This window comes from Emticicia sp. BO119, assembly GCF_013912375.1.
In the GTDB taxonomy this organism is placed as follows: domain Bacteria; phylum Bacteroidota; class Bacteroidia; order Cytophagales; family Spirosomataceae; genus Emticicia.
Window position 1 is genome coordinate 53638 of sequence record NZ_JACETV010000005.1, and the last position, 24181, is coordinate 77818.

Genomic DNA, 24181 nt, shown 5'->3' on the forward strand with positions numbered 1-24181 from the left:
TATATTTGAATAGATAAATAGGTAAATTATGCCAGCGGAAAAAGGAAATAAGTATGCCAAGGGAATTAAAAGAACTACCTACCAACCTGAATATGATAAGCAGGCTTATAACTACTGTCTTTTAGGAGCAACTGATGAGGACCTGGCTAAATTCTTTGAGGTAGCTGAATCTACTATTAACAATTGGAAAAAAAACAATCCAAGTTTCTTGGAGTCCATAAAAAAGGCAAAGGAGTTTGCCGATGTTGAGGTTGTCAAGAGCCTCTATAAAAGAGCCACTGGATATAATTACAAAGAGGTGACCTCTATAAAGTTTGATAAAAAGGGAGGAAGTATAGAAGATGTTGACGAAGAAATACTCGACGAAGATTTTCTCCCGGACGAGGGAAATGGCTTTACAAAAACAAAAGTTGTTACTAAAGAAGTAATTCCAGATACCACAGCGCAAATCTTCTGGCTTAAAAACCGCCAGCCAAAATACTGGAGAGATAAACAGGAAGTTGACCATACCTCAGCAGGCGAAAAACTCCCACCAGTAACCATTTTTAGACTACCAGATGACGGCAGGAACGGTTGAGTATATAGAACCCCAAATAGGCTATCAGATGATGGCCTTATCTTCTGGCGCTGATATAGTGATAGGTGGCGCAGCAGCAGGTGTTGGTAAAACTTTCTGCCTATTGTTAGATCCTCTCAAACACATCACTAAAACCCCTGGATTTGGTGGTGTAGTATTCAGACGTACAACTACACAGGTGAAGAATGAAGGTGGTTTGTGGGACACTTCCATGAGCCTATATTCAAAACTACCAAAGGCTCGACCTCGTGAATCTAATCTGGAATGGTTGTTTGAGTTGGAGAATGGCAGGAATAATAAGCTAAAGTTTGCACATATTGAGCATGAAAAGAATGTGCTGGACTGGCAAGGCTCTCAAATACCTTTCATCGCCTTTGATGAGCTCACGCATTTTTCGGAAAAAATGTTTTTTTACCTGCTATCACGTAACAGGTCGGTGTGTGGCATCAAGCCTTATGTAAGAGCTACCTGCAATCCAGACCCCGAAAGCTGGGTGTATAACCTGATTGAATGGTGGATTGGTGAAGATGGGTTTCCAATAGCTGAAAGAAACGGTAAATTAAGATACTTTGTCAAAAGTGGTGCTAATTATATCTGGGGGAATTCGATTGATGAGGTATATGAAAAGGCTGCATATTTTTTAGATGATATTATAGGTGAATCAGGATTAAGGAAAGAGGATTTTATAAAGTCTATCACCTTTATATCAGGATCTATCTACGAAAACAAGAAACTCTTAGAAGTTGACCCAGCATATCTGGGGAACCTACTCGCACAGGATGAACAAACTCAGTTGCAATTGTTCAAGGGCAATTGGAAGTTTGTTCCATCCGATTTAGACATTTATAAGTATCAGGATTTTTTAGGGGTGTTTAATAATCTATATCAGGTCAATACTTCTGAAAGGTTTATTACGGCTGACATAGCATTAGAAGGCTCTAATAAGTTTATTGTGGGTTATTGGGAAGGTAAATCATTAGAGGATATAGCTATTATTGATAAATCTAAAGGGCCAGAGGTAGTGAAGGAAATTGCAGACATGGCCAAAGCTCATCATGTACAAAATAAGAATATTATTTATGATGCAGATGGCGTTGGAGGTTTTATTGATGGCTATATTACAGGGGCTATCCCTTTTAGAGGGAATGGAAAGGTAGTAGATGTAAAAGACCCTGTTAGCGGTAAAACTATACAAGAAAACTATTTTAACCTCAAAACACAACTCTATTATCGTTCCGGCTATGCAGTATCCGATGGAGAATATCACATATCTGATGAAGTAGCTAACCTGATGTATGATCAGAAAATGACAGTCAGGCAGCGTTTTCTTCATGAGAGAAAGGCTATCAAAAAAGATAAGGTTGATACAGATGGCAAGAAGCGTATTATTTCAAAAGAAGAAATGAAAACAATCCTTAATAATGAATCTCCTGACTTATTGGATATGTTTATGTTACGGGAATGGTTTGATTTGAAACAGTTTAAAATAAAAAAGAATCTGGGATCTTTATTTAGGTGAAAGTTCATTCTTGAAAATTTTTTATATGTATATTGTACATATAAAAATATCATATATATTTACTCCTCAAATCGGGACTATTCCCACAAACTCAAATCAAGTATCATGAAAAAACTCATTGCATCTCTGCTTTTATTCTGCTTTTCAGCAGTAGCATTGGCTGCACCACAAAATCATGATTCAGATCTTCAAAAACAGGTTGCCAAAATCGAAGCAGTGACACCCTCACTCGATTTAGGTTTCCAGGTAGCAGTTTATTTGCCTTTGGATGTATATGCACCTGTAGGCCAATCAATTGACTATTCATTTGAAAAGACAGAATCAGGATTTACAGCACTGCAAGAAAAACCTCCATTAAAAACACAAGAATTCACTAATAAACCCCATAAAAAGTGGATTTGGTGCAGTGAATTAGTTGTGCAAGGAAGCAATCATATAAAGGAAATACCGGAACGACTATCTTTGTTATCCGTCTAATCCGGCCAGGTTATTACCAGGTTCAGCTATGTAAAAGTATCTGAACCTGTTTGAATAGAATACAAGGTGTTTTATTGAGGTTCGAGTCCTCTTCCATTCGCACAGAACAAAAGATGAATATAGTTCCTTTATTGAAGTAGGCGCAGGTGCTACGGCAAGCGGTAGAATTTCTGAGTAGTTTTTTTCTTAGTTTAGGTTAGGGTTTACTAAAGGGGGGATTGAATCAATCCTCCTTTTTTATTTTAATTTATATGTATGTTATACATATAATAATTAATTATATTTGATAAAAAAATGATAGATGAAAGTATTTGACATCTCCGAAGTTGACGATATAGAAAAGACCATCAAGTTTTTCAAGGATCATGCCGAGCAGCCAAAAATTAATGAGTTAAAAAAGCAGTATGAAGTAACTGAGCATCCTGTTTTTGATCCTGTCAATAGGCCTGATCGAAACATCATGAAAGAAGATGGCCAGTCTCTTGACCGGATAGAAAAGGTTAACCGGTTAGGACTGCCTTTTCAAAAAAAGATTGTCAATGCTTCTGTCAGTTTCATTTTCGGTAATCCTGTTAAAGTTGTTTGTCAGACTCAGAGCAAGCAGGAAGTTTCGCTACTGGAGGCTATCAAGAAAATCCTCTACAGCAACAAAGTAGATAGTTTTAATAGAAAGATTGCCCGAGACCTATACAGAGCCACTCAGGTAGCCGAAATCTGGTTTGCTCATGGTGAGAAAACTGATCCTACTCATAAAGATTATGGTTTTGATACGCCTTATAGAATTAAAGTTTTAAAGCTTAGCCCTTGGGAAGGTGATGAGCTCTATCCCTATTTTGACAAGTATGGGGATATGACAGCTTTTTGCCGGGCTTACAGTAGAAAGGTAGAAGGCAAAGAAATATCGTATTTTGAAGTATATACGGATGAAGAATACAAGCTTTTTGAGAAAGGCGATAAATGGGAGGAAGTAGAGGCCTATGATAACCCAATCAAAAAAATACCTATTGTTTTTGCCCAGGAAGCGCAGTCTGATTGGGCTGATGTACAAACAGCGATTGAAAGATTAGAGAATCTTTTGAGTAATCATGCTGAAATCAATGATTATCATGCAAATCCAAAAATATTTGTTCAAGGAGAAATTGGAGAGTGGGCAGGTAAAGGAGAACCTGGGGCGGTAATTCAAGGTGAATTAGGTTCTAAGGCTGAATATTTGAGTTGGGACCATGCACCTGAATCTATCAAGCTTGAAATAGACAACTTATTCAAGGTTATATATTCATTCACTCAAACGCCTGACATTTCATTTGACACGCTAAAAGACCTCAAGCAAGGTATCTCAGGCGTTGCGCTTGAAATGTTGTTTATGGATGCTCATTTGAAGGTGCAGGAGAAACGAGAGATTTTCGATGAGTATTTGCAGAGAAGAATCAGCGTGATAAAAGCTTTTATTGCGTGGATGAATCCGGGTTCTAAGGCTTTATTGGATAAGCTTGATATTCGTTCAGAGATTACTCCTTTCATGATCAATGATATGGGTTCTGTTATTAAAAACCTGATTGAGGCCAATGGTGGTAAGCCGATTCTATCACAAAGAACTTCTGTTGCCAAGTCTGGTTTGGTGGATGATGTGGATGGAGAGCTTGAGTTGATTCAGCAGGAAGAAGAGGCGGCCAGGTTGATTGAGGATTCAAATCCAACTATTTAGAAATACAATAATCGCGTATTATTATATACAAAATTCTTATGAAATTATATATCTCCAGATGACAATCACTACCAAATACGATTTTCAAGAGTTAGTTTTTCTTAAACATGACCCAGCGCAAGAAATGTGGATGATTACCGCTTTTGAGGCTCGAGCTGATGGCGGTTTAGTGTATAAGCTTTTGCAAGGGGCAAAAGAATCATGGCATTTGGAATGTGAGATTTCGAGGGAGAAAGATGAATTGAAGGCAGTACTTTAAAATATTCACTCAATAGCAATTGTCAATTTAAGGAAGGTGCTGCCTACCGATAAATTTTCAAATGCGTAATTAAACCCAAAAATATGGATAAGTTTAGAACCATTCCAGCAACACTTGAAGCTGTTCAATTTTTAGGCATATACACTTACGATGAAATGATAGAACTATGGGGAGATTCATTTCAAGAAAATTGCAAATTCAATTCCCGGGCAAATGTGATTATCATTAATGATAATAAATTCGCCAGCGTTGGCGATTGGGTAACAAAACATGAAGATGGGAATTATGGTGTGTGCAACACCGATTATTTAAAAAAATGTTGTGAGTTAATTTCTTAATAATTTCAATCAAACCCAAAATTCATGAAACCAATCCACTTTCTAGGGCAAAACACAGTCTACGCCAAAAACCAACCAGAATATCAACCTCTACCGGGATTCAAAGCCGATTCACCACAAGGCGAATTTATCTCGTGTTGGAAGTTGTCGTTTAAAGAACGCTTGATGATTCTGTTTACTGGTAAGTTGTGGGTATCGCTTATGACTTTCAATAAACCTTTAACACCCAGCTTTTTTAGTGTTAAAAAGTCAGATGTTTTGTTAGTAATAAAACTGCCTATCCAATTGAAAATCAAATTCTTCTTTGAATGGTATGGTAGAAAGTACTTTGGAGGTTTTAAAACATATCTGGAGGATCGCGTAGGTGCCTATGTGCTTCAAACTACACCTATCGAAGAAATATGGGTAGGCTATAAAGAAGAAATTCTTTTGAAAGCTATGAATGGTAATGGAATAAAAGTTGAGAGTCCAGAACTATATTAAAACTTATGTCAAAGGACCCGAAAGACGAAATTGCACACAGAAACAGAATCAATAGATTTGAACTAAAAGTACGTCAGCTCTACGAATCTGCCTTGCAAGAGTTTTCGGGTCTTTCTGCTAATTTATCCATCGATCCTAAAAAGATATTCTCTTTCTCAGATTACCCGGCTACTCAAAAACGCCTCAAAGAAATCCTGAAAAGCTATGCAGGAGGCTTGCAATCAACTATCAATAAAGGTACCTCAGAAGCCTGGTATGCTGCATTAGACAAGAAAGATACTAAACTATACCTAAACACACCTAACAGCCTTAGAAGCAAAGAAGCTTTACAGGCTTTTCAGCAACGTGTATCAGGAGGTTTAAAGTTATCAGACAGAGTTTGGCGGATAACTGAACAGTTTCAACAGGAATTTGAATTAGTTATGTCAACGGGGCTGATAGAGGGTAAGTCAGCCGCTGAAATGGCGAGAGCTACCAAGCATCTATTAAAAGAGCCTGATAAAGTTTTTAGAAGGGTTAGGGATAAACATGGCATTCTACAATTATCCAAAAAAGCCAAAGCCTATAATCCGGGGCAGGGTGTGTATCGTTCCTCATACAAAAACGCTGTTCGTCTCAATGCCAATGAAATCAATATCGCTTATCGCACAGCTGATCACCTGCGCTGGAAATCTGACCCTACTGTAGTAGGATTTGAGGTTAAATTATCTAATCGGCATAAAGTGAGGGATATGTGTGATGATTTGAAAGGCAAATATCCTAAAGACTTCAAGTTTGTTGGCTGGCATACTTCATGCTTGTGTTTTAAAGTACCTATTCTGGTGAATGACGATGATTTTGACTTAATTCAACAAGCGACGCTCAACGGGGAAGAATTGCCAAAAGGTTTTAAACCGGCTAATCAGGTGAATGATTTACCAGATGGCTTCAAGGATTGGGTTAAAAACAATACTGAACGTTCCAAGAACTGGAAATCACAGCCTTATTTTATACAGGATAATTTTAAGGGTGGGAAACTGGACGGAGGATTTAAAATAGCTTTACCAAATATAGCTAAAGAAAAACCCGTTTTATTTGAACTTACACAGGATATTATTGACGAGCTAAAAGACAGTAGAAATATTAGATTCTGGGGTAATGGTACTATTGATGAGTACAATAAAATTCTATCTGGTTTTAATTTGAGGGATTTTGATAAAGAGGTAACTGAATTGTTTGGCGGGTATGGAATTGAAATAAAAGATAAATCAATAGAAATGAGAGCAGGTAAGGTCACTATTACTTATGAATCTCCTGCACAAAAAGGACAAGAAAGAGGTTTTGCGCTTCAAAGAACATTTTATTTTGGTAAAGGGCTAAAAACAGTAGACCATAACTATTTTGAACTTCCAGATCATGTGCAAGGAGGTGGTATATCAAAGAAACTTTTCAATATTCTTTATAGAGAATATAATAATACAAATGTTGAAATACTAAAAGTTCATGCAAATATTGACATTGGAGGTTATACTTGGGGAAAATATGGATTTGCTGCAACTGACAAATGGAACCTTAGAGATGTGGTCAATAAAGCAAAAACCTCTTTGTCAGATGCAGACTTAAAAGACTTCGAAAAATGGTATGAGAATTGTGAGCAAAATAATTTTTTTCCTATGAATGAAATTGCTAATCGGTCTTATGGAAAGAATCTATTGCTAGGTACTGACTGGTATGGTTCTATTGATTTGAGGGATAAAACAAGAAGAAGTATATTTGAATCTTATTTGTTTTCTAAATAGCTGTTCTGATGTTTTTCAATTTGCTCCATTGACAGGCCATAAACCCCAATTAGTTCTTTAGGCAACATATTTCTTCTATCGCATTCAGATAATAAGGTCCATACGCGGTTTCTTTCATCAATTTCTTTCGAAACAGTGAATTCAGAGTGTATTTTAGTTGTAAGTTCTTCTTTCATATTTTTATTGATTCTCTAAAATCTCCTTCAACATCAGTAATCTATTCAAATAAGGTTGTTTTATTTTCATATCCTTGTTATTGAGTATCTGGAATTGCGTATTGACAAAGATTTTTGTATTGATTATTTTCTCACCATTATTCAGTTGTATGTTGTTTGGTAATTCTCGGTCTTTGAAAAAGGCTTCTAATTCGGCAATTGTCATAATATTAGTTTTAATCATTTGCAAGTTACCTGATTAGAAGCATTTTTTCTTAATTAATTAATCGTCGGTTTAATCCCTCCACCTTTCAAAGGTACGCCAATAAAGTTCTTTTGGCTTATAAGGCCTTTCAAATAATCGAATGTCAGCGAGGCAATGGCCCGGGCTTGAATTGTTTTCAGCTCTGATATATCGCTTTCTTTCTTTTTGCCGTCTAAAATATCAAGCACAAACTCAAAACCAAATTTCACTGATTCGTTCTCTTTTCTATCGATTAAAGGATGATCCAGCTTTTCGACGATTAGGTCGTAGGTTTCGTCAATTTCTTCCTGTGCCGGTGGGATTGGTTGTTTTCTTTGTTCTTCGCTCATAGTTCATTTTGTAAATTAACTGCCCTTTGAAGTAAATATGCTTTGATAGGATAAAGATTATTTTGTAGAGAATACATAAAATCTGCTCCATTGTGGCAAATTTTGCCTTCTGTATTTACACATACTATTGGAAATCTATTACCATAAGGCTTAAATTTATTTGAGGCATTATTTATCCAATCAAAATAACTTTTAAACTCAAAAACAACCTCTGCATTTAAAGTTAATGTCTCGTTCATGTTTGTCAAGTATCCTTTATAGACTTACGAACTTTGTCAATTTTATCAAAGTGAGGTGGCAATTCTTTTTTGATAGTATTAAAAAGACTCCTTAAACCGTCCTCATGTGGTTTCAAATAGTGTTTACCAAGATTACTGTAAAACCACTTCACAAACGGATCAGCACCGTAAACTGTCATGTTATACAATGCCCTTGCTTCTTCTTCTGTAAGTTTGAATATTACATTCATTTCTACAGAGGAGAAAGAAGCTGCTGTTTTCTTTTCTTCTGCCATATTACAACAATTCAATCATTGCTTTTTGTTCATCTGTTAAAATCCTCCAACCTTGCGCGCCTTTGATTTTGAAAGGCTTAATTGGGCGAACGTTTTCGTAGATGTGACACCAAAGGCCTTCGCGGTATTGAACGTAGGTGTTTGACTCATCTTCATATTGCATTGGTCGGCAGTCTACCAGGTCTCCTATGGCGATGGCATGGCCATTTAAACTACCATCAGGATTTACAGCATCAAACAAACTTGGAACAAGTAATCCACTTATTTCATCTACTTGTTTAACTGAATAAGGCTTTGCCGAGGCACAAATTAAAACCTTACCTCTCACGTTTGTACACCACGTTCGTGTTTCTACTTTTCCGATGAGCATGGCATTAGCATAAGGTTGTTTCCACCAAAGAGCCCGAACCACTTCTTTTGATAAAACGAGTTTATCTTTTTTGTTTGCTATCTCATCTGATTCTGATTGCATCTTTTTGGGTTTTAGTTGGTTCATATTAATAAACTATGTAAAATAAACTGTTAAAAATAAAGCACGAAGTAGATTTGCTTCAGTCAGCTCAAAGTATTTTATATTCCCCATTTTTATACAAATACTGTTTTCTATTTTGAAAAATCCCAAGACAACTACTTTAGTTGATTCTCTACAAGTAATTTTGTAGCGTTCCACTCCATTCAATATAGATAAGAATTCAAGATTGAATTCAGCACCCAAAGCTTTCAATAATACATCATTGATTTCTTTTTTCATTATTTGAAAAAATTTGTAAAACAGCCCAATGAATGGCTATCAGGCTGTTTAGTGTTATTCTCTTCTCTATTCATCTTGCCACTCAGTTGCTCGGCATCAGGATGTGTAGGTTATCCTGTTTTCAGTATGCCTTTCCTTATATAGCCGTTTTAAATGTCTTTACCGACGTAGCTGCAATCAAAAACCTAGCAAAAACGGATAGCTATTTATGTTATTCATCTAAAAAATACTGCATGCTATTTGCCAAAAAAGCAACCTGTTTCCTCGTTAAATACAAAAATATTTCTCCTTTGCCATCGTTGATAGGAATTACAAATGAGTATTTCGATTTTTCATCTACTTCACTCTCCTCAACTTTGAAATCTAATCTATCTACACTCAATTCTTTAGAATTGAGGTTTCCTGAACTGTCAGGATAAATTGTAACTTCCATGCTTTCACTTTTTAAGTTCAATTAAACGGATCCTTACTTTCTTATTCTGATAAGGATTTGACGGGCTGATGTGGCAATCATACAAATGCCCTAAACAGCAACCTATATCCATGCGCGTATGATGGTTGTAGATGCTTTTGAGTTTGTTGTAATACTCTGGATTATCTCCATTTAAAAACTCCACTAAATAGATATTTGTAGGACTGTAACGCATTAGATAAACCCGTGTTAAAAGACTGTTCAACAAAGCTAAATAATTATTTTTATATTCACACAATACATATAATTTAAAATTTTTTATATTTATCTGATAAATACATTTTCATTTAATTTTTCATCTAAAATTACACCATGTCGTTAAAGGCGAAGATTATTCAAGCATTAAAAGCCAAACACAAAAACAAAGGGTTTGGAGAAAAGGCATTCGATGCTGTTGCTACCTTTCTTGATGCAACCGTAACCGAAGAAACTGAAATTGATACCGCCATTGAAGGGGTAGAAGGTCTTTTAACAGGTTTTCAAGGCGATGCAGATGCACGCATCAATACTGCAATTGCAAAAGCCAAAACCGAAAAAGACAAAGAGGAAAAAGGTAAAGGTGGGGATGATACTGAGAAGGTAAAAACACCGCCAAATGAAGATGTACCAGAATGGGCGAAGGGGATGATTGAACTAAATAAAACTTTACTTTCAAAGGTAGAGGCTTTAGAAAAGGGCAAAACCACTGACACCCGAAAAACAGAACTTGAGGCTATTTTGAAAGACACGCCTGAATCATTCAGAAATATGAAACTGAAGGATTTTGGCAGAATGGTTTTTAAAGATGACACTGAATTTGATGCCTACAAAACTGAACTACAAGAAGGGTTGGAAGGTATGAAAGACATGTTTGGAGGTTCTCAAAGTTCGGAAAGTAAAACTCCTAAACCGGTGATGGCTCAAAAGGACAAATCAGGTGTATCAAGTGATACTCAAGCCTATATTGAAGCTCAAAAAGCCGCCAATGAAGGCAAAACACCAGCAATAGGAAAGCAAATTTTTTAACTTAAAATTTAAAACAAGCAAATGCAAAATTTCCGAGAAACGGATGCAGCCGCAGAAAAGGTTGTATTCGCTACCAAAATTGAGGATTTAATCGGAGGTGGTACAGTTGCAGTAGCTGATTTTGTAGACGGTTTTATAGTTCCGGCAGGTTCGGTCGTAGGTAAGGACAATAATGGTCTTTTCCATGTATTGAAAGTTGCAAAACTTACTACAGCAGCCGGAAATACTGATACTACTTATCAGGTAGCAAAAGAACATGGTTTCAAAGTTGGTGATTTTATTGCGGCCTTAACAGGTGCAAAATCCTACGCTATAACTGCAATTGATACAACTAATGCCGACTACGATATTTTAACTGTAGGGACAACTTTAGGGGTAGTAATTAACCAATATGATGGAATATTCCAGGCATCAGCACAAGCTACATCTAACACCTCTGCGTTCAAGTATACTCCTTTTGGGGTTACTGGTTCCAGAATTCAGTTGAATGCAGGTGATAACAACGTAGTAGATATTTGGATAAGAGCATCATTGTTTGCAGTAAATGCTCCTGTTGCTACAACACAGATAAAAGCCGCATTGCCTCAAGTCCTTTGGCTGTAAACCCATTGATTTCATTCATTTATTAAAATGTTCGACTTAAAATTATAACTGTAAAATGATAAAGTCATTAATTGATAAATTAAGTGAAAAGGATATAGAGGCAATCGTAAATGTTTATACATTATCAGAGTTCTATTTCCCTACACTTTTTCCTCTCAAATTCACTCCTACACTTAAATGGGAGTCGTTGGAGGCTGATTTTGGCGCACCTGTTGCGGGTGACGTTGTTTCGTGGGATTCTCGTGCGCCACGTAAAAGAAGAGAAATTGTTTCAAAATTGAACGGAGATATTCCAAAAATCAGTATTGCTCGTGAAAAAACCGAATCTCAGATGAATTATTACAATAATTTAAAGAGATATACGGATAGTGCAGCAAAAACAGAAATCCTTAACTGGATTTGGGAAGATCAGAAGTTCTGTTTTGATGGCGTTAATGCTCGTTTGGAATGGTTGGCTTTAAGAGCTGCATCAACTGGTAAAGTTGTATTGACAAATGCAAACAATGATGGCATCGTTACAGAGTCAAATGTTGATTTCTTAATACCAACTGCCAACAAAAAAGGTGCTACAGTCGCTATTACAATGGATAACGCTGCTACTTCAAAGCCAATCAAAGACATTCGCGCAGTTGTGAAATTAGCAAAAGACGCAGGTAAAAAGCTAAATTACATCTTCACTGACCAAGAGACTATCGATGCTATTCTCGCATCAGCTGAAACTGTATCATTCGTAGCGCCTTACATTGTACAGGCATTGAACCTGAATGCTACATTGAGCCTTGCTCAATTGAATACTGCATTAAAGGCGCAAGGTCTTCCTGTAATCGGTTTGGTTGAAAGCTTTATTCAAATTGAAATCAAAGGAGTGCGTACTCCAGTAAATCCTTGGGAGTCAGGTGTAATGTTGTTCTCTGAAATGCCCGTTTTAGGTAATACAGCTTACTCAAGATTGGCAGATGAGGATGTAGAAAGTTCAGTTGCTTTGAAGTACAAACGCGATCATGTTCTTATCAAACGATATGCTGTTGAGGAACCTTTGACTGAGGTGTGTTTGGCTATGGCTAATGCCTTCCCTGTACTGAACGGAGCCAAATCGAAATGGTTGTTAGACGCGACTCATACAACCTGGACACGTTAAAATGCTCATAGCTGACTACATAAAAAGCAAACTATCCAAGTTTAATATCACCTTAGATGATAATGAACTGGAAGGTTTGCTTTTGAAAAATAGCATCGCGCCTGATGAAGTCTACGAAGCTTCTAATACCCAAAAAGCTGACATAGCCTTGCATAGCTACATTCCTGAACTATTAGCCTTGCCGGATATATCCGAAGGTGGTTTCTCAATCAAATTCGATAGACAGGGAATTTTGGCCTATTACAAGATACTATGCAGCGATTTAGGATTAGAAGATAAAACGATAAGCAAGCAACCGAAAATCCGAAACATGTCAAGAAGACTCTGGTGATGTCAGTTCAATATCCATATACCCTGCAAAAATTAGTTGTTCCTGCCTCTACACAAGATGCACAGGGAAATTTTATTGCTGGAGTATCGGAATGGGTTGATGTAAGCCCTTGCCGGAATGAAGATGGTTCACAAAAAAAGTATCCTAAAGACGATGGTTCATACTTGTCTGCTACGCATCTGATTCAATGCCCGATGGGTGTTTTGGCATTAGCTGCAGGTGAACAAATAAGAGTAATTGAAACAGGTGGATTAGTTCGGTTGAAAGGTGAGGTAGTGTATTGTGACAAAGGCAAGTTTCACACAAGAATATGGGTATAGTGCCAAATTTCTCTCTCGCTGACATCAGAAAGCATCTGGAAAAAGCGCAAAATCGGATTGATAAAGCGGTTATCCAGGTTCTCAGACGATTAGGTGAGCTTTGTGTGGCAGAAGCGCGTGAAAACGGTGGATACACAGACCAGACAGGCAATCTTCGCAGCTCTATCGGGTATGTTATTGTAGTGAATGGAAGAATCGTTGAAAACGTTTTTTCAGAGGCTAACAAAGACGAGGGAGCTAAAGGGGAAAGTACTGGAAGATCTTACGCTGAAACGCTGGCAAAGAACTATTCAGGCGGGTATGTGCTCATTGTAGTGGCGGGTATGAGTTACGCGGCATCAGTAGAATCAAAAAGCAAGAATGTTTTGACCTCGGCAGAGAAGTATGCTGGAAAGAAATTGCCTAAGATGCTTGAGCAATTGAAAAAGAATATCGATAAAATGAAATGAAAACAACGGCTCATCAGGATAACATCTTATATAACTTAATCAATACATCTGCCCTGAAAACACTGGTTTTAGGTGGGTTGTACAAAGGTGAAAGGCCTTTGGATTCAAGAGAAGAAGATATAGTTATTACGAGCATGATGATTGGTGAGGGTACCTTACAAGAAGGCGTTGCGAATGTCAATATCTATATTCCGAAAAGTGTTGCAAATATTGGTGGCAAGAGTCAGACAATCAAAAATACTGCTCGTTGTGAGCAGGTTTTGATTGTCGCGATGGAAGTGCTGAAAGAGTCGTATGGTTCATATTATTCTTTATGGGCCTCAAGGCAACAGGATTTCGATGAGCCGGAAATCAACCAAACCCGGCTTAGTTTTAGAATAGAATTCAGAATTGATAGTTCAACTTAAAAATTAATCAAATGGGAAATTTAATAACCATTGGCCTATCCAAGATTGAAATTGGCGACAAAGCAGTTGATGAAGGTATGGGTACGACTTTAGCCACTGTTGGATACACGGCCGAAGGAAGCTGTACAATTGAAACAACTGATCCTGAAATTCAGGAGTTTTTCGCTGAAGAGGTGGATACAGCAATCCATACCTCTGCAAAGGGAGGAACTACAACCGTTACTTTTCAGTTAGCATCACCAGACCTTGACCAATGTGCGGCTGTGTTTGGAGGGACTGTAACAGGAACAGGAACTGCCAAAACATGGGAATACCCTGATGCAGTTACAGGCTTAGAGAAGTCAATTAAAATAACACCTAAAGAAGGGATTGTATTCAAAATCCCAAGAGGAAAAATGGTCCCTAAATTTACTGGCCAGTTTGGACGTGCAGATACCTTGAAAATTGAAGTATCTATTTCTGTCTTACAGCCTTTAAAATCTGGTGTTAAACCAATGCTGCTATCCTTGGTAGCTGGTGAATCATAAGCCAAACTCTCTTACTATCTAAAATGCCGTAGAAATGCGGCATTTTTTGATTAAACCCAAAATGCTATGAACGAAATTTTTGATGCACTACAAGCCGAAAAGAATGAAGGGGATTTGCTAATTGATAGAGGCTTTTTCTTTGAAGTGCCTAAAAAAAGTGTTTTAAAATGGTTTTCAAAGAAAAAAACACGTCGGTTTGTGATTCAACAGCCCTATGGCGGTGCGCTCGACATGATGAGCCGTATATTCCTGGATATTGAATTTGATGAAAATGCAATCAAAGATAACCCACTCACCGAAACTAAAAGACTTTCAATGCATGGCAAGAAATTAGCTCAGGCAATTGCTATTGCAGTGCTGGAGGATAAATGGAAAATAAAGCTATTCTCTGGCCTATTGACTTCCTATTTTTTCTGGCGAATCAAGCCAAATAATTTATTGACCATCATTATCGGATTAACCCAAATCAGTAATTTATCGGATTTTATCGCCTGTATTCGATTAGCGTCGAGGATAAGGACAACGAGCCCTCGAGTACAGGAAGAACAAGCGGCTTAAATAGCCCTTATGGCTCACGTGGTTCTATATGCGCACATTTTGGCTGGACTTATGAATACCTACTATGGGGTATTAAATGGGGAGTTGTACAGCGTATGATGGCTGATGCCCCGCAATATCATTATGAAAGTGAAGATAAAAGTGGAAAACCTAAAAACTTAAAACAGGCTATTAAATTGACTAATGAAAATGCGGCTGAGATGATGGAGTATTTGAATAAGTTGAATGCAACGCAATAAAATAAAGCCGGTATAATCCGGCTTTAATCTTCGATATTTCTTGTAGAAACTTTAGCGTAATAAAGAATTGCTCTTGTAATTACGTTGCTATAAGTATCTTTTTGTGCTTTCAGTATTTCAATGCATTCTTTGGGTAAGGTTATGGTAATAGGCTCAAAGTCCCTTTTCCGCTGCACGCGTTCTTTTTCTTTGAAGTTCCCTGCCCCTTGTCGGGCACCGCCTAAACCTTTCCCTTTTTCACCCAAAACTCTCAAACAAGCCTTTTGAAAGTTGTTATTATAGACTATCTTAAAGTGTTCGGCAATTTGTTTTGCTGTAAAGTCTCTATCTAAATAAAGGCTTTTAGCGTCTTTCTCATTTGCGATCAGGAAATCGCAAATCTGGGAGTAAGTCAGGGTTTTGAGTAGCATAATCAGACTGTTTCAAGGGATTTGTAAGGGTTTTTATCTTCTGTATAGAGATTGTCTAAGTCAGCTAAACTGGTGGCAGTATGTCTATACTCTTCTAAGTCGTACGATATTTTGTAAATTTGATCAGCCCCGTTTCCTCTAAAAACGTGCTCGGTTTTCCCGCCATCTCTCCATTTTTTCCAGAGCTTTAGGTTTCCTGATTCAGTTACTTTGCATGAATAACCCTTAATTGTCAATCCGTATGAAGATAAGGCGAGTATGATATTCCAAAGGTGTTTTTCAGAAATATCACGCTGTCCTGTCATAGCCTTGGATAGTGTCGTAAAAGGCAAATCAAGTGCCCTTTCAATCGCATTGACTGAAATAAAAGGGTGTGATTTTAAGAAAGTAATTATTTCTTTTGAATATTTTTTGTTAGCTTGCATATTCTTAAAAGTTTTAATCCCCTCGGAGATGTAGCAGCATCAAAGAGGGGATTTTTTGTTTTTATCTTAATAGTTGCGCCAATTCGTCATTTATTTCAGAATAAGCCTCACCCGCAGTTTCAAAAATGCTTTTATCAATCGAGTAATCCAAAATATCAGAACTTTCAATAAAATAGGTTTCTTCCCAGTTCTCATCTTCTACAGCCTGTGCAATTTGTGATGATTGAGCATCAGACGGAGCATCATCTTTATGAAAGAAATACACCGTTTCATTTGGATCTGAACCATCTAAGGTTAAAAGATTCCAGGTACAATCGTTTGAACCTGCTGTAGTTTTTACTACGAATACTTGTGGAGATAATGATAATTTTAACATTTTCTTAAAAGTTTACGTTACCTGCTTCGTTGCTGATAACACTATAAAGGTAAGAAGAATATTCGAATTGCCATAATATTATGGCAATTATTTTTATCAAAACAGAAAGATTCTTTATAAAATCCTATAATTATTGGAAAAGTACAACAAAAAAAGCCTCCTGATGGAGGCTAATATCCTTAATGGTGCGATTGATTGGGGAGGTAAAAAGCTCAAAAGGCTCTTTCTATTTCAATTCCCTATGGTGCGATTGAGGCAATATTACAAAACAAAAGTATTAAAAACAATATTATTTTATATTTCCTATAACCCCCCCGCTCTCAAATCACTTCCACTGTCAATTTTTTTCAATCGGTTATCTATGCTTTCCAGATACTTCAGATAATCAGAATTAACAGCGATTTTTGAAATACCTAATAGAATATTCCTTGAAACATCTAAATTGACTTTTGAAACTTCAAGATGTTGTGCGCCTGTAATACGAAGGGCATTGAACTGTCCTTCCAATACGCCGGCTGTTTCTTCTGACATGCCTTTAATTGCACCAGAGAGACTACTGCCGGAGCCATCTGATTTTTTGAAGATTTCTAAACCAGTGGCTTTTTGTATCTGTTCTTGTACTTTCTGAAATTCTTCAAATCCTGCTTGAAGTTTTGGCAGGCCGTATTTGTTCAGGCGTTCCAAATCATCCAGAATTGACATATCCCCCGTATTTGAATAAGAAGCCTGCACTTCCTGTGCAAACTGATCAATCACTGGTTTAATGAATTGAACTTTGATAGAGTCTGTTACAATGTTTTCAATCACATCTGCAACAGTGTTTCCAAGTGCGTATGCAGCAGTTTCACCGGATTTGAAAGCATTGACTAAAGCATCTGTTAGATTATTACCTATTTCCCCTGTGAGGTCTATGATTGAGTTTTTTAGTTGTTCATTGGCCTCAATCATTTTCTCTTGCCAATCAATTGCATTTTGCAGGAGTTTAGTAGTTTCATCGTCTAAGGCATTCGTAGCAACAAGGCTTTTGGCTAATTCCAGATTTAATTGTTTGGTGCCATCAGGTAATACTTTAATTAGATCTCCATATTTTTCAAGTAAAGGGCTAAGTTTATCTCTTGTTTCTACTCCTTTCAATGCGCCAAACACGCCTGTAAGAGCTCCTTTCAGACCTTCCAAAACATTAATTCCGTAGGTTGTGCCATCTTTCGCTTTACCTCCAGATAAGGTATTTAATGCCTCATCGAGTTTAATTGCTGCGTCAGCCTCTGCGCTTAAAGAATCAGCAATTACAGAACCAATAGGGCCTTTATAAAGCGAGTTCTTTTGTGATTTCAAGCGTATTTCATCGTTCAGAAGTATATTATACGCTGCCTGTTGAGCAATCACCAAATTGTAGTAATCTCTGTTTCTCTGCTTGTTTTGCTGAATTACATTTCCTAAATCATTCAAAAACTCAACCCCTTGTTGAATAACGAGGGAATAGATATTTGCACTGATTTCTTTTTGTGTAGATTTCAGTGCCTTTGTAGCTTTTTCAATTTCTGCTACAGATGATTTTGGATTATTAATTATATTAGATAAGGCTGATTGTTGCTTAGTGAGCTTGCTTAATTTGGAAAGATTTTCCATTTGCTGGGCTGCTACTGCAATTATTTCGCCAAGCTTACCTATTCCTCCAATAATTCCTCTGGTTTCTATTTTGATGCCTGCAAGAATTCTGGAGATATTAGAAAAATAACTTAGGTTATTATCTAATAATTGGTTCTGATAATCCAATAATTGCTGTTGAAAATCTTTATATGTCTCTGTTTGTTCGAGCCCAGATTTTCCAGTTTTCTTGTATTCGTCCTGTAATTCTTGCAAGGCCTTTTTAGTACTCTCTATCCGGCTTTTCAAAACTGTATTATCTCCACCAAGGATAATATTTTGCAATTCCTGATAGCCTTTAGAGTTTTTCAGAATAGCTTGAGCATCTGATTCAGCAAGTTCAGCAAAAGCCTTTTTTTCATCTTGATTGATTTTATCAAGTGCTTCTTTATTGTTTTTGATTCTACCAGCCGAAGTCTCAACCTCTAACTGATCCCTGAGATCTTTATAGTATTTCTCAATAGCAAACCTTTTTGTCTCAAACAAATTTGAATCATTGAAGTACTCCACTAATACCCTTTTTCTTTGCTTCTCTGCCTCCAACCTTTGAGAAACCAAAAACAAAATCTTGTCTGTATCAAAAGGACTGATTTTAGTCTGTTCAGTATTAAAAAATGCGATTTGCTCAGTTAGGGAACCAAGAGATTCAGAAGCGTCAAGAATCTTTTGCTTATACTTTTCAAAACCTCCGTTGATGTTTTCTAATTCCTGTTCAAAACGAACTAACTCCTGATAGTCTGTATCTTCAACAGCTACTCCTACATTGATTTTATTGCGTAAGCCTTCAATCTGATTTTGCAGGTATTCCTGAATAGTGCTACCTGATTTTATGAGTTCGACAAATTGTTTATCAGCGGTTTCTTTGTTTATCTTGACAACCCAAAGGCTGTATAATTCATACTGCTTTTTCTTTTCCTCTAATCCTTGCTCAAAAACCCTGGTATCTTCATTCTTTAACTGAATAAGATTAGCTCGGTCTTTGTCGCTTGCCTTGCCACTGCCTATTTTAGCTTCTAAAGTGCTGATTTGGCTTTTCAGATACGCACTATAACTTTCACCTGATTTCAATAAATCAGCAAGATCCTGATTAGCAACTTGTTGACCTTTTAATTTTACCCATTCAGTATATTGATCATAGAGTTTCCGTTTTTCTTCTAAGGTTTCATCGAAAGTTTTTATTGATATTCTCTTATTGATTTCTTCAATTTTTTTATCAGCTTCCAGTTTTTGAGCTTGCAACTTCGCTAACTGAGGTTCTTTACTTTTGTCGAAAGGATTGATTTTCTCAATCAATTCTTTGGCCTTTTTCTGAATTCTTTCCCAATAAGATAAACTACCAAATGGAGTGATTTCTTCTCTTTTAGGTTTGGTAGTTAGTTTATTGTACAAGGCATCTAAAGCTTTATAATCAGATGATTGTATTTTCAGATCAGATTTTATCTGTTTAATTGCTTTTGCTAAGTCATCGATTTGATTTTCGGTTATGGCAAGACTCTGTAACCCTATCAATCCTTTAACATCTCGGTTTTCAACTGCTTTTGATAGCCCAATAGCAAAATCAAATTTATCTTTTCCTAATTTCCCCCGCAATTCAGCCAGATTATTATCTACCTTGTTGATGTCGGCAATAAGATTTTGAAGGCTCATTTTTCGAAGAATATCTTCTATGAAACCCGCCTCTTTTTTAACCGAAACAAATGGCGGCAAAGTAGATTCTATCCGATTCTTGGTTTCATCTAAATTATTCTTGATGGCTTGATAATGCTTTATTTGATCTTCCAGAGGAGTATTAGCCTTATAAAATAATTCTTTTTGCTCTTTTACTTTTATATTCAGAGTCTCAACTTCAATATTTGCTGCTTGTAGATCTGTGATTGCTTGAGCTAAATCAATAATATTACTATCGTCTGCTGTTTTCTTTAATTCTTCGACTTTAGCTGTTAAATCTTGAACCTTGACTATAGCTTTTCTATATTGGTCTTCAGCTTCTGATACATTTATCTCATCAAGAACTTTATTGAGTTCTTTTTGGGCTTCAATAGCATCTTTCTTTTTATAAGTATCAATATCCATTTCTTTGTATAAAGTTGGATACATCTCTTTTAACTTCTCAAAAGACTCTAATTGTTGAAAGCGCGTAGCTGTTTCACTTCGAATAGCATTTACGAGGTCGTTTGTTGTCTTTGCTAGCTCCTCTTTTTGTTTCTTTGATTGATTTTCTGCTTCTGTGAGATTTCTTTGGGCAACCTCTGCTGCTGATAGATTTTCAGTATAGGTAAACACTGCCACAGCTAAGGCAGTAATAGCAGCAGCTACAATCGCATAAGGATTGGCTTTAGAAACCAGATTAAACCATAATTGAGCATCAGCGGCTGTTCGAATGCTTTTAGCCAGGCTTAACCATGCCGAGATTGTACCAGCAGCAGCAGAGGCCCCTTGAATGACAGAAGTCGCAATAACAGCAGCTTTGTATATGCCATAGGTTGCAATCAAAACCTTCAATATTTTTACCACTTCCTCATAATTGTCAACTACAGACGTAGCTCCTTTAATGATTTCGGCCAAAGTTCCTTCCTGGCTTTTGCCTAAATCATTAAACATCCTATCCAGCGCATCTTTGAAGTTCGATATTAAACCTGTGAGGCTTTTAGACTGCTTTTCTGTCAACCCCTCAAAAATACCGCCTGCGCCTGTCATATTAGCAAATGCTTGCTCAACCTCTTTAAATCCTACTTTACCTGCTTCTACGAAGTTATTTACTTCAGCTGTATTGATTTTCAAGACTTTGGCGAGTTCCTCGTAAATCGGTATGCCTCTACCTGCAAACTGCCTGATGTCTACTGCATAGGCGCGGCCTTGCGTTCTGAGTGTACCGTATAAATAGATTAAATCACCTAAAGGCGCACTTACGCCGGCGGCTATATCTCCTAACCGTTTGATTTCACCTATCACTTTTTCAGCAGATGAACCATAGGCTAATAGCTGCTTGGCTCCTGTGGCAACCTCTGATAAATTGAAAGGGGTTTTACCTGCGAAATCTACTATTTGTCCCATCAAAGCATCGGCTTTCGATTTCGACTTCAGCATGGTAGTAAAGGCTATTTCTAACTGCTGAAATTCGCCTCTGACCGTTACGATTTTAGAAGCGAAAGCTTTGAGCTCATTGGCTGCTAAATAGCCACCAATGACACCGCCAAGCTTTTTATAGATTTTTTCAATTTCATTAGCTTCCTTTTTTGCATGGGTTGTAGTATTTCTTATTGCATTAATTATCCTTTGAGTTCCTGCCTCAAAATCAGTCGTTTTCAGGTAAGCATTAAAATCTAAGGGCCCGCTTCCGTTTGGCATGGCTTTATATGTTTAAGTGAACAATTTTGTTATTACTATATAAATATAAAATTACTATTTTTATATGTATGAGATAAATATATATTATATATTTGTTGAGCAATGAAATGAAAAATGCCCGAAGAGATTTTTACAGAAATATCAGGTACTGAAACCTCAGGTGTGACCTATAAAATTGACAATGTCAGTTTTGCTTCATTGGGTGTTTATGTCATGAAAAGTGTTGGTATGCAGGATATGCCTACAATGAAAGAACCTTTGATAATAGACTGGCCGGACGGGCATGGATTGCAGGTTGACTTAGTTGTGCCTCGGTATAATGCAAGAGAGATAGAATTAGACTGTTTTATCAGGGCGGCTGGCAAATTAGATTTCTTCAATAAGGTTCGTACTTTCCTGCAATCCCTTCAAAAGCCTGAATTATGCAAGTTAGAGTTCTGGATGTCTGATAAGCCAGTGATCTATATGGTATATCTGGCTGATGGTGTGAATATTGAAAAGCAATGGCGGGCAAATGATATGTTTGGCACTTTCACACTTAAGTTGATAGAGCCTTCACCTGTCAAGAGACTGTTGAAACGTACAGGCAGTGTATCTGTTCTGAGTTTCTCCTCTGAAAATCCGATTGATATATACTGGGGCGATGGAACGAAAGACCTTGGCAAGTTTGGAGAGGTGAGTATTACACATAGTTATAGCAGTTCAGGTACTTATTATATTTTAATATGTGGCGTGATTGAGGAGATTGAGGATTTTGAAACTGATGCGAGTTTTGTATGGAGCAAATTCTGATATACAAACCCAATGGAGATTCAGAAGCTATTAATTCTAATAGCCCAATTGGTGGTATCAAAGAAGCCACGCATAGAAAAGTGCTTTTAGGGGAGGATGTCATAACCATGACGGTAGAATCTGCAATAGCCCGGAACTTTGGAATAGGCGATTATATCAAAATATTAGATCTGCCTACCTACAAAATCAATCAGATACCAGTTGTAAGAAAAAATGCAGCAAGGAATTTGGTATATGACCTTGTTTTTGAAGGTTTACAATATGATCTGGGGAGAGTATCCTATAGAAATACTGATATAAGCAGTTTTAATAACTCGTCAGATTTTAGTTTGATCGGGGATATTGAGATGTTTTTGAATGTATTGATTAATAATGCCAATCGGGTATTTGGTGCTGATAAATGGGCATTAGCTACTTTTCCGGAAAATACGGAAACCAAAAATTTACTATTCAATAACGAAAACTGTTTATCTGTCCTTCAAAGGCTTTGTGATGAATATAAATACCAGTTTACCATTACTGAAACCCCTTTACAAAAGCTCTTACACGTCAGAGAAGTAGGTGAAGCACTGGAATATAATTTCATGTATGGACAAGGAAAAGGCCTTTATTCGCTGTCGAGAGAAAACGTAGACAGCAAAAACATTGTAAATACCCTTTGGGCGTATGGTAGCACCAAAAACCTGCCTGCCACCTATAAAGACAATTCTCCAAGGCTAAGATTAGGGTTAGATGAGGATTTGCCAATCCTCGAAGTTACTTCAAGAACGGCATACGGCATTTTTGAAGGGAGTGTCACTTTTGAAGAGGTGTATCCACACCGAACAGGGGTAGTTTCAGCAATCAATACAGAAAACAGATTTGAGTTTGTTGATAGTGCGATGGATTTTGATTTGAATGCTTCCAGTGGAGGAAATACACTTTATCTGATACCCGGAAACGTAGCGAAAATCATTTTTCAGACAGGGAATCTGGCCGGCTATGAATTTGAGATTGAAAAATACGTGCATAGCACAAAAAAGTTCACGCTCAAACAAAACAAAGACCCGAAAGGCATTGATATGCCCTCAGCGACGGAATCGGCCTTCCAGATTGCCACAGGTGATACTTATGTGATAGTGGATATTGTTATGCCTCAGTCATATATCAATGCGGCTGAATCAGAACTGGAGGCAAAGGCACTGGAATATCTGGAAAATAATTCGGTACCAACCGTCAAATACAGCCTTGAGCTTGATGAATTTTTTATCAAAAGTACAGCTGAAACGCTCAATGTATTTGAAGTTGGGGATACTGTCAATATAGAAGATGTTGCACTGAATATCAATTCACGAATCAGGATCATTGAATATACAAGAGATGTGCTCAGGCCATACAAGTACAGTCTTGTTATCAAGGATACACCGCAAAATAATGCTGCCAGACGGTTTATAGTTCAGAATAACTATATCAGAGATTTTATGAAGTTACAGGGTCTTGATGACCCTACCAAGGCCCTGACAAACTGGAGAAGTGATACGCAGATATTATCTGAGATACCGAGGCATTTGAACGAAACAAAGCAACTCCCTATCGGGAGTAAGTCGGAGAAGATAACGTTAGGTAATGGTGATTCAATTACAAGTTTTTTGGGCGGTGTGGAGATGACTAATGTCATTGGTGGCAGGGCAAAAATCGGGACAGATCTATTGCAAAGCAATACAGATTATACTTTCAAATTCCCGGACGCGAATCCAGATGGCATAACCGTGTTAAATGACTGGAATTATATCGTATCAAAGCCAACTTTTTTTTTTCAGCAGGATACACCAGCAAGCACATGGACGATTATTCACGGGATAGGAAAAAAAGTGATCTGCCAGGCATTTAATATTTCAGGAGAACAGGTATTTGGCAAGATTCAACACATCAGCGATAACGAGTTACATATAACATTCAATACTCCAGAAACAGGCTACGCACTGTTGATGGGTATCTAACAAAT

Annotated in this window: 33 protein-coding genes; 20 read left to right on the forward strand and 13 right to left on the reverse strand. The window is 37.2% G+C overall.

Annotation, left to right across the window (positions count from 1 at the left end; all coding sequences use genetic code 11):
- Window positions 1-28: 28 nt before the first annotated feature.
- From H1R81_RS16650 to H1R81_RS16685, 8 genes are all read left to right on the forward strand, one after another.
- The gene (locus tag H1R81_RS16650; protein ID WP_181841885.1) at window positions 29-577 is read left to right on the forward strand and encodes a hypothetical protein; all 549 of its coding nucleotides are present in this window, start codon (window positions 29-31) and stop codon (window positions 575-577) included.
- Complete coding sequence (locus H1R81_RS16655) at window positions 558-2096, forward strand: terminase large subunit domain-containing protein (protein WP_181841886.1); 1539 nt, start codon at window positions 558-560, stop codon at window positions 2094-2096. The genes H1R81_RS16650 and H1R81_RS16655 overlap by 20 nt, the downstream gene beginning before the upstream one ends.
- A gap of 105 nt (window positions 2097-2201) precedes the next feature.
- Window positions 2202-2573, forward strand: coding sequence for a hypothetical protein (locus tag H1R81_RS16660; protein WP_181841887.1), 372 nt, complete (start codon window positions 2202-2204; stop codon window positions 2571-2573).
- A gap of 301 nt (window positions 2574-2874) precedes the next feature.
- Window positions 2875-4278, forward strand: a complete 1404-nt coding sequence (locus H1R81_RS16665) for a phage portal protein (RefSeq protein WP_181841888.1) — start codon at window positions 2875-2877, stop codon at window positions 4276-4278.
- 58 nt (window positions 4279-4336) lie between these two features.
- Window positions 4337-4537 carry a hypothetical protein gene (locus H1R81_RS16670; RefSeq protein ID WP_181841889.1) on the forward strand — a complete coding sequence of 67 codons (201 nt, stop codon included), beginning with the start codon at window positions 4337-4339 and terminating at the stop codon, window positions 4535-4537.
- 83 nt (window positions 4538-4620) lie between these two features.
- Entirely contained in the window at window positions 4621-4875 is a 255-nt protein-coding gene (locus H1R81_RS16675; RefSeq protein ID WP_181841890.1) for a hypothetical protein, read from the forward strand.
- Between the two features lie 24 nt (window positions 4876-4899).
- On the forward strand, window positions 4900-5358 hold the full coding sequence (locus H1R81_RS16680) for a hypothetical protein (RefSeq protein ID WP_181841891.1): 459 nt from the start codon (window positions 4900-4902) through the stop codon (window positions 5356-5358).
- A gap of 5 nt (window positions 5359-5363) precedes the next feature.
- Complete coding sequence (locus H1R81_RS16685) at window positions 5364-7136, forward strand: hypothetical protein (RefSeq protein ID WP_181841892.1); 1773 nt, start codon at window positions 5364-5366, stop codon at window positions 7134-7136.
- On the opposite strand, the gene H1R81_RS16690 is transcribed toward H1R81_RS16685, so the two are convergent.
- The 9 genes from H1R81_RS16690 to H1R81_RS16730 form a co-directional block, all read right to left on the reverse strand.
- The gene (locus H1R81_RS16690) at window positions 7118-7312 is read right to left on the reverse strand and encodes a hypothetical protein (RefSeq protein ID WP_181841893.1); all 195 of its coding nucleotides are present in this window, start codon (window positions 7310-7312) and stop codon (window positions 7118-7120) included. The genes H1R81_RS16685 and H1R81_RS16690 overlap by 19 nt on opposite strands.
- A gap of 4 nt (window positions 7313-7316) precedes the next feature.
- On the reverse strand, window positions 7317-7535 hold the full coding sequence (locus tag H1R81_RS16695; RefSeq protein WP_181841894.1) for a DUF6965 family protein: 219 nt from the start codon (window positions 7533-7535) through the stop codon (window positions 7317-7319).
- A 35-nt stretch (window positions 7536-7570) separates the two neighbouring features.
- Complete coding sequence (locus tag H1R81_RS16700; RefSeq protein ID WP_181841895.1) at window positions 7571-7885, reverse strand: hypothetical protein; 315 nt, start codon at window positions 7883-7885, stop codon at window positions 7571-7573.
- On the reverse strand, window positions 7882-8124 hold the full coding sequence (locus tag H1R81_RS16705) for a hypothetical protein (RefSeq protein WP_181841896.1): 243 nt from the start codon (window positions 8122-8124) through the stop codon (window positions 7882-7884). The genes H1R81_RS16700 and H1R81_RS16705 overlap by 4 nt, the downstream gene beginning before the upstream one ends.
- 5 nt (window positions 8125-8129) lie before the next feature.
- A complete protein-coding gene (locus tag H1R81_RS16710; RefSeq protein WP_220275243.1) occupies window positions 8130-8399 on the reverse strand; it encodes a hypothetical protein in 270 nt (89 codons plus the stop codon).
- 1 nt (window position 8400) lies between these two features.
- On the reverse strand, window positions 8401-8871 hold the full coding sequence (locus H1R81_RS16715; RefSeq protein WP_181841897.1) for a hypothetical protein: 471 nt from the start codon (window positions 8869-8871) through the stop codon (window positions 8401-8403).
- 33 nt (window positions 8872-8904) lie between these two features.
- Window positions 8905-9150 carry a hypothetical protein gene (locus H1R81_RS16720; protein WP_181841898.1) on the reverse strand — a complete coding sequence of 82 codons (246 nt, stop codon included), beginning with the start codon at window positions 9148-9150 and terminating at the stop codon, window positions 8905-8907.
- A gap of 211 nt (window positions 9151-9361) precedes the next feature.
- On the reverse strand, window positions 9362-9583 hold the full coding sequence (locus H1R81_RS16725; protein ID WP_181841899.1) for a hypothetical protein: 222 nt from the start codon (window positions 9581-9583) through the stop codon (window positions 9362-9364).
- Window positions 9584-9587: 4 nt separating this feature from the next.
- Window positions 9588-9797 carry a hypothetical protein gene (locus H1R81_RS16730; RefSeq protein ID WP_181841900.1) on the reverse strand — a complete coding sequence of 70 codons (210 nt, stop codon included), beginning with the start codon at window positions 9795-9797 and terminating at the stop codon, window positions 9588-9590.
- 137 nt (window positions 9798-9934) lie between these two features.
- Between H1R81_RS16730 and H1R81_RS16735 the strand changes: the two genes are divergently transcribed.
- From H1R81_RS16735 to H1R81_RS16780, 10 genes are all read left to right on the forward strand, one after another.
- Entirely contained in the window at window positions 9935-10627 is a 693-nt protein-coding gene (locus H1R81_RS16735; protein WP_181841901.1) for a hypothetical protein, read from the forward strand.
- A 21-nt stretch (window positions 10628-10648) separates the two neighbouring features.
- On the forward strand, window positions 10649-11230 hold the full coding sequence (locus H1R81_RS16740; protein WP_181841902.1) for a hypothetical protein: 582 nt from the start codon (window positions 10649-10651) through the stop codon (window positions 11228-11230).
- Window positions 11231-11285: 55 nt separating this feature from the next.
- Window positions 11286-12368: a major capsid protein gene (locus H1R81_RS16745; RefSeq protein ID WP_181841903.1), complete on the forward strand. Its 1083-nt coding sequence runs from the start codon at window positions 11286-11288 to the stop codon at window positions 12366-12368.
- 1 nt (window position 12369) lies between these two features.
- Entirely contained in the window at window positions 12370-12699 is a 330-nt protein-coding gene (locus H1R81_RS16750) for a DUF6706 family protein (RefSeq protein WP_181841904.1), read from the forward strand.
- Entirely contained in the window at window positions 12699-13019 is a 321-nt protein-coding gene (locus H1R81_RS16755; RefSeq protein ID WP_181841905.1) for a hypothetical protein, read from the forward strand. The genes H1R81_RS16750 and H1R81_RS16755 overlap by 1 nt, the downstream gene beginning before the upstream one ends.
- Window positions 13019-13468, forward strand: a complete 450-nt coding sequence (locus tag H1R81_RS16760; RefSeq protein WP_181841906.1) for an HK97 gp10 family phage protein — start codon at window positions 13019-13021, stop codon at window positions 13466-13468. The genes H1R81_RS16755 and H1R81_RS16760 overlap by 1 nt, the downstream gene beginning before the upstream one ends.
- A complete protein-coding gene (locus H1R81_RS16765; protein ID WP_181841907.1) occupies window positions 13465-13875 on the forward strand; it encodes a hypothetical protein in 411 nt (136 codons plus the stop codon). The genes H1R81_RS16760 and H1R81_RS16765 overlap by 4 nt, the downstream gene beginning before the upstream one ends.
- A gap of 11 nt (window positions 13876-13886) precedes the next feature.
- Window positions 13887-14402, forward strand: a complete 516-nt coding sequence (locus H1R81_RS16770; protein ID WP_181841908.1) for a hypothetical protein — start codon at window positions 13887-13889, stop codon at window positions 14400-14402.
- Between the two features lie 66 nt (window positions 14403-14468).
- Window positions 14469-14960 (forward strand): hypothetical protein, encoded by a 492-nt coding sequence (locus tag H1R81_RS16775; RefSeq protein ID WP_181841909.1) that lies wholly within the window; start codon window positions 14469-14471, stop codon window positions 14958-14960.
- A gap of 95 nt (window positions 14961-15055) precedes the next feature.
- A complete protein-coding gene (locus H1R81_RS16780; RefSeq protein ID WP_181841910.1) occupies window positions 15056-15199 on the forward strand; it encodes a hypothetical protein in 144 nt (47 codons plus the stop codon).
- 23 nt (window positions 15200-15222) lie between these two features.
- Here H1R81_RS16780 and H1R81_RS16785 read toward each other — a convergent pair whose 3' ends face one another.
- The 4 genes from H1R81_RS16785 to H1R81_RS16800 all read right to left on the reverse strand — a co-directional run bounded on the left by H1R81_RS16785 (window position 15223) and on the right by H1R81_RS16800 (window position 21405).
- Window positions 15223-15609: a hypothetical protein gene (locus tag H1R81_RS16785; protein ID WP_181841911.1), complete on the reverse strand. Its 387-nt coding sequence runs from the start codon at window positions 15607-15609 to the stop codon at window positions 15223-15225.
- Window positions 15610-15611: 2 nt separating this feature from the next.
- On the reverse strand, window positions 15612-16034 hold the full coding sequence (locus H1R81_RS16790) for a hypothetical protein (RefSeq protein WP_181841912.1): 423 nt from the start codon (window positions 16032-16034) through the stop codon (window positions 15612-15614).
- 61 nt (window positions 16035-16095) lie between these two features.
- The gene (locus H1R81_RS16795; RefSeq protein ID WP_181841913.1) at window positions 16096-16410 is read right to left on the reverse strand and encodes a hypothetical protein; all 315 of its coding nucleotides are present in this window, start codon (window positions 16408-16410) and stop codon (window positions 16096-16098) included.
- 303 nt (window positions 16411-16713) lie between these two features.
- Window positions 16714-21405, reverse strand: coding sequence for a tape measure protein (locus tag H1R81_RS16800; protein WP_181841914.1), 4692 nt, complete (start codon window positions 21403-21405; stop codon window positions 16714-16716).
- A 114-nt stretch (window positions 21406-21519) separates the two neighbouring features.
- Here H1R81_RS16800 and H1R81_RS16805 point away from each other — a divergent pair, with 114 nt between their 5' ends.
- Both H1R81_RS16805 and H1R81_RS16810 read left to right on the forward strand, forming a co-directional pair.
- On the forward strand, window positions 21520-22197 hold the full coding sequence (locus tag H1R81_RS16805) for a hypothetical protein (protein WP_181841915.1): 678 nt from the start codon (window positions 21520-21522) through the stop codon (window positions 22195-22197).
- Window positions 22182-24176 (forward strand): phage tail protein, encoded by a 1995-nt coding sequence (locus H1R81_RS16810; protein WP_181841916.1) that lies wholly within the window; start codon window positions 22182-22184, stop codon window positions 24174-24176. The genes H1R81_RS16805 and H1R81_RS16810 overlap by 16 nt, the downstream gene beginning before the upstream one ends.
- Window positions 24177-24181 lie beyond the last annotated feature (5 nt).

Bases quoted from the DNA above. Each gene is read 5' to 3' on its own strand.
- H1R81_RS16805 (WP_181841915.1), top strand. From the start codon at position 21,520: ATGCCCGAAGAGATTTTTACAGAAATATCAGGTACTGAAACCTCAGGT.
- H1R81_RS16740 (WP_181841902.1), top strand. From the start codon at position 10,649: ATGCAAAATTTCCGAGAAACGGATGCAGCCGCAGAAAAGGTTGTATTC.
- H1R81_RS16685 (WP_181841892.1), top strand. From the start codon at position 5,364: ATGTCAAAGGACCCGAAAGACGAAATTGCACACAGAAACAGAATCAAT.
- H1R81_RS16650 (WP_181841885.1), top strand. From the start codon at position 29: ATGCCAGCGGAAAAAGGAAATAAGTATGCCAAGGGAATTAAAAGAACT.
- H1R81_RS16710 (WP_220275243.1), bottom strand. From the start codon at position 8,399: ATGGCAGAAGAAAAGAAAACAGCAGCTTCTTTCTCCTCTGTAGAAATG.
- H1R81_RS16735 (WP_181841901.1), top strand. From the start codon at position 9,935: ATGTCGTTAAAGGCGAAGATTATTCAAGCATTAAAAGCCAAACACAAA.
- H1R81_RS16715 (WP_181841897.1), bottom strand. From the start codon at position 8,871: ATGCAATCAGAATCAGATGAGATAGCAAACAAAAAAGATAAACTCGTT.
- H1R81_RS16665 (WP_181841888.1), top strand. From the start codon at position 2,875: ATGAAAGTATTTGACATCTCCGAAGTTGACGATATAGAAAAGACCATC.
- H1R81_RS16780 (WP_181841910.1), top strand. From the start codon at position 15,056: ATGATGGCTGATGCCCCGCAATATCATTATGAAAGTGAAGATAAAAGT.
- H1R81_RS16785 (WP_181841911.1), bottom strand. From the start codon at position 15,609: ATGCTACTCAAAACCCTGACTTACTCCCAGATTTGCGATTTCCTGATC.
- H1R81_RS16700 (WP_181841895.1), bottom strand. From the start codon at position 7,885: ATGAGCGAAGAACAAAGAAAACAACCAATCCCACCGGCACAGGAAGAA.
- H1R81_RS16690 (WP_181841893.1), bottom strand. From the start codon at position 7,312: ATGAAAGAAGAACTTACAACTAAAATACACTCTGAATTCACTGTTTCG.
- H1R81_RS16810 (WP_181841916.1), top strand. From the start codon at position 22,182: ATGGAGCAAATTCTGATATACAAACCCAATGGAGATTCAGAAGCTATT.
- H1R81_RS16695 (WP_181841894.1), bottom strand. From the start codon at position 7,535: ATGATTAAAACTAATATTATGACAATTGCCGAATTAGAAGCCTTTTTC.
- H1R81_RS16755 (WP_181841905.1), top strand. From the start codon at position 12,699: ATGTCAGTTCAATATCCATATACCCTGCAAAAATTAGTTGTTCCTGCC.
- H1R81_RS16670 (WP_181841889.1), top strand. From the start codon at position 4,337: ATGACAATCACTACCAAATACGATTTTCAAGAGTTAGTTTTTCTTAAA.
- H1R81_RS16775 (WP_181841909.1), top strand. From the start codon at position 14,469: ATGAACGAAATTTTTGATGCACTACAAGCCGAAAAGAATGAAGGGGAT.
- H1R81_RS16745 (WP_181841903.1), top strand. From the start codon at position 11,286: ATGATAAAGTCATTAATTGATAAATTAAGTGAAAAGGATATAGAGGCA.
- H1R81_RS16765 (WP_181841907.1), top strand. From the start codon at position 13,465: ATGAAAACAACGGCTCATCAGGATAACATCTTATATAACTTAATCAAT.
- H1R81_RS16655 (WP_181841886.1), top strand. From the start codon at position 558: ATGACGGCAGGAACGGTTGAGTATATAGAACCCCAAATAGGCTATCAG.
- H1R81_RS16800 (WP_181841914.1), bottom strand. From the start codon at position 21,405: ATGCCAAACGGAAGCGGGCCCTTAGATTTTAATGCTTACCTGAAAACG.
- H1R81_RS16790 (WP_181841912.1), bottom strand. From the start codon at position 16,034: ATGCAAGCTAACAAAAAATATTCAAAAGAAATAATTACTTTCTTAAAA.
- H1R81_RS16795 (WP_181841913.1), bottom strand. From the start codon at position 16,410: ATGTTAAAATTATCATTATCTCCACAAGTATTCGTAGTAAAAACTACA.
- H1R81_RS16770 (WP_181841908.1), top strand. From the start codon at position 13,887: ATGGGAAATTTAATAACCATTGGCCTATCCAAGATTGAAATTGGCGAC.
- H1R81_RS16680 (WP_181841891.1), top strand. From the start codon at position 4,900: ATGAAACCAATCCACTTTCTAGGGCAAAACACAGTCTACGCCAAAAAC.
- H1R81_RS16750 (WP_181841904.1), top strand. From the start codon at position 12,370: ATGCTCATAGCTGACTACATAAAAAGCAAACTATCCAAGTTTAATATC.
- H1R81_RS16720 (WP_181841898.1), bottom strand. From the start codon at position 9,150: ATGAAAAAAGAAATCAATGATGTATTATTGAAAGCTTTGGGTGCTGAA.
- H1R81_RS16725 (WP_181841899.1), bottom strand. From the start codon at position 9,583: ATGGAAGTTACAATTTATCCTGACAGTTCAGGAAACCTCAATTCTAAA.
- H1R81_RS16705 (WP_181841896.1), bottom strand. From the start codon at position 8,124: ATGAACGAGACATTAACTTTAAATGCAGAGGTTGTTTTTGAGTTTAAA.
- H1R81_RS16675 (WP_181841890.1), top strand. From the start codon at position 4,621: ATGGATAAGTTTAGAACCATTCCAGCAACACTTGAAGCTGTTCAATTT.
- H1R81_RS16730 (WP_181841900.1), bottom strand. From the start codon at position 9,797: ATGCGTTACAGTCCTACAAATATCTATTTAGTGGAGTTTTTAAATGGA.
- H1R81_RS16660 (WP_181841887.1), top strand. From the start codon at position 2,202: ATGAAAAAACTCATTGCATCTCTGCTTTTATTCTGCTTTTCAGCAGTA.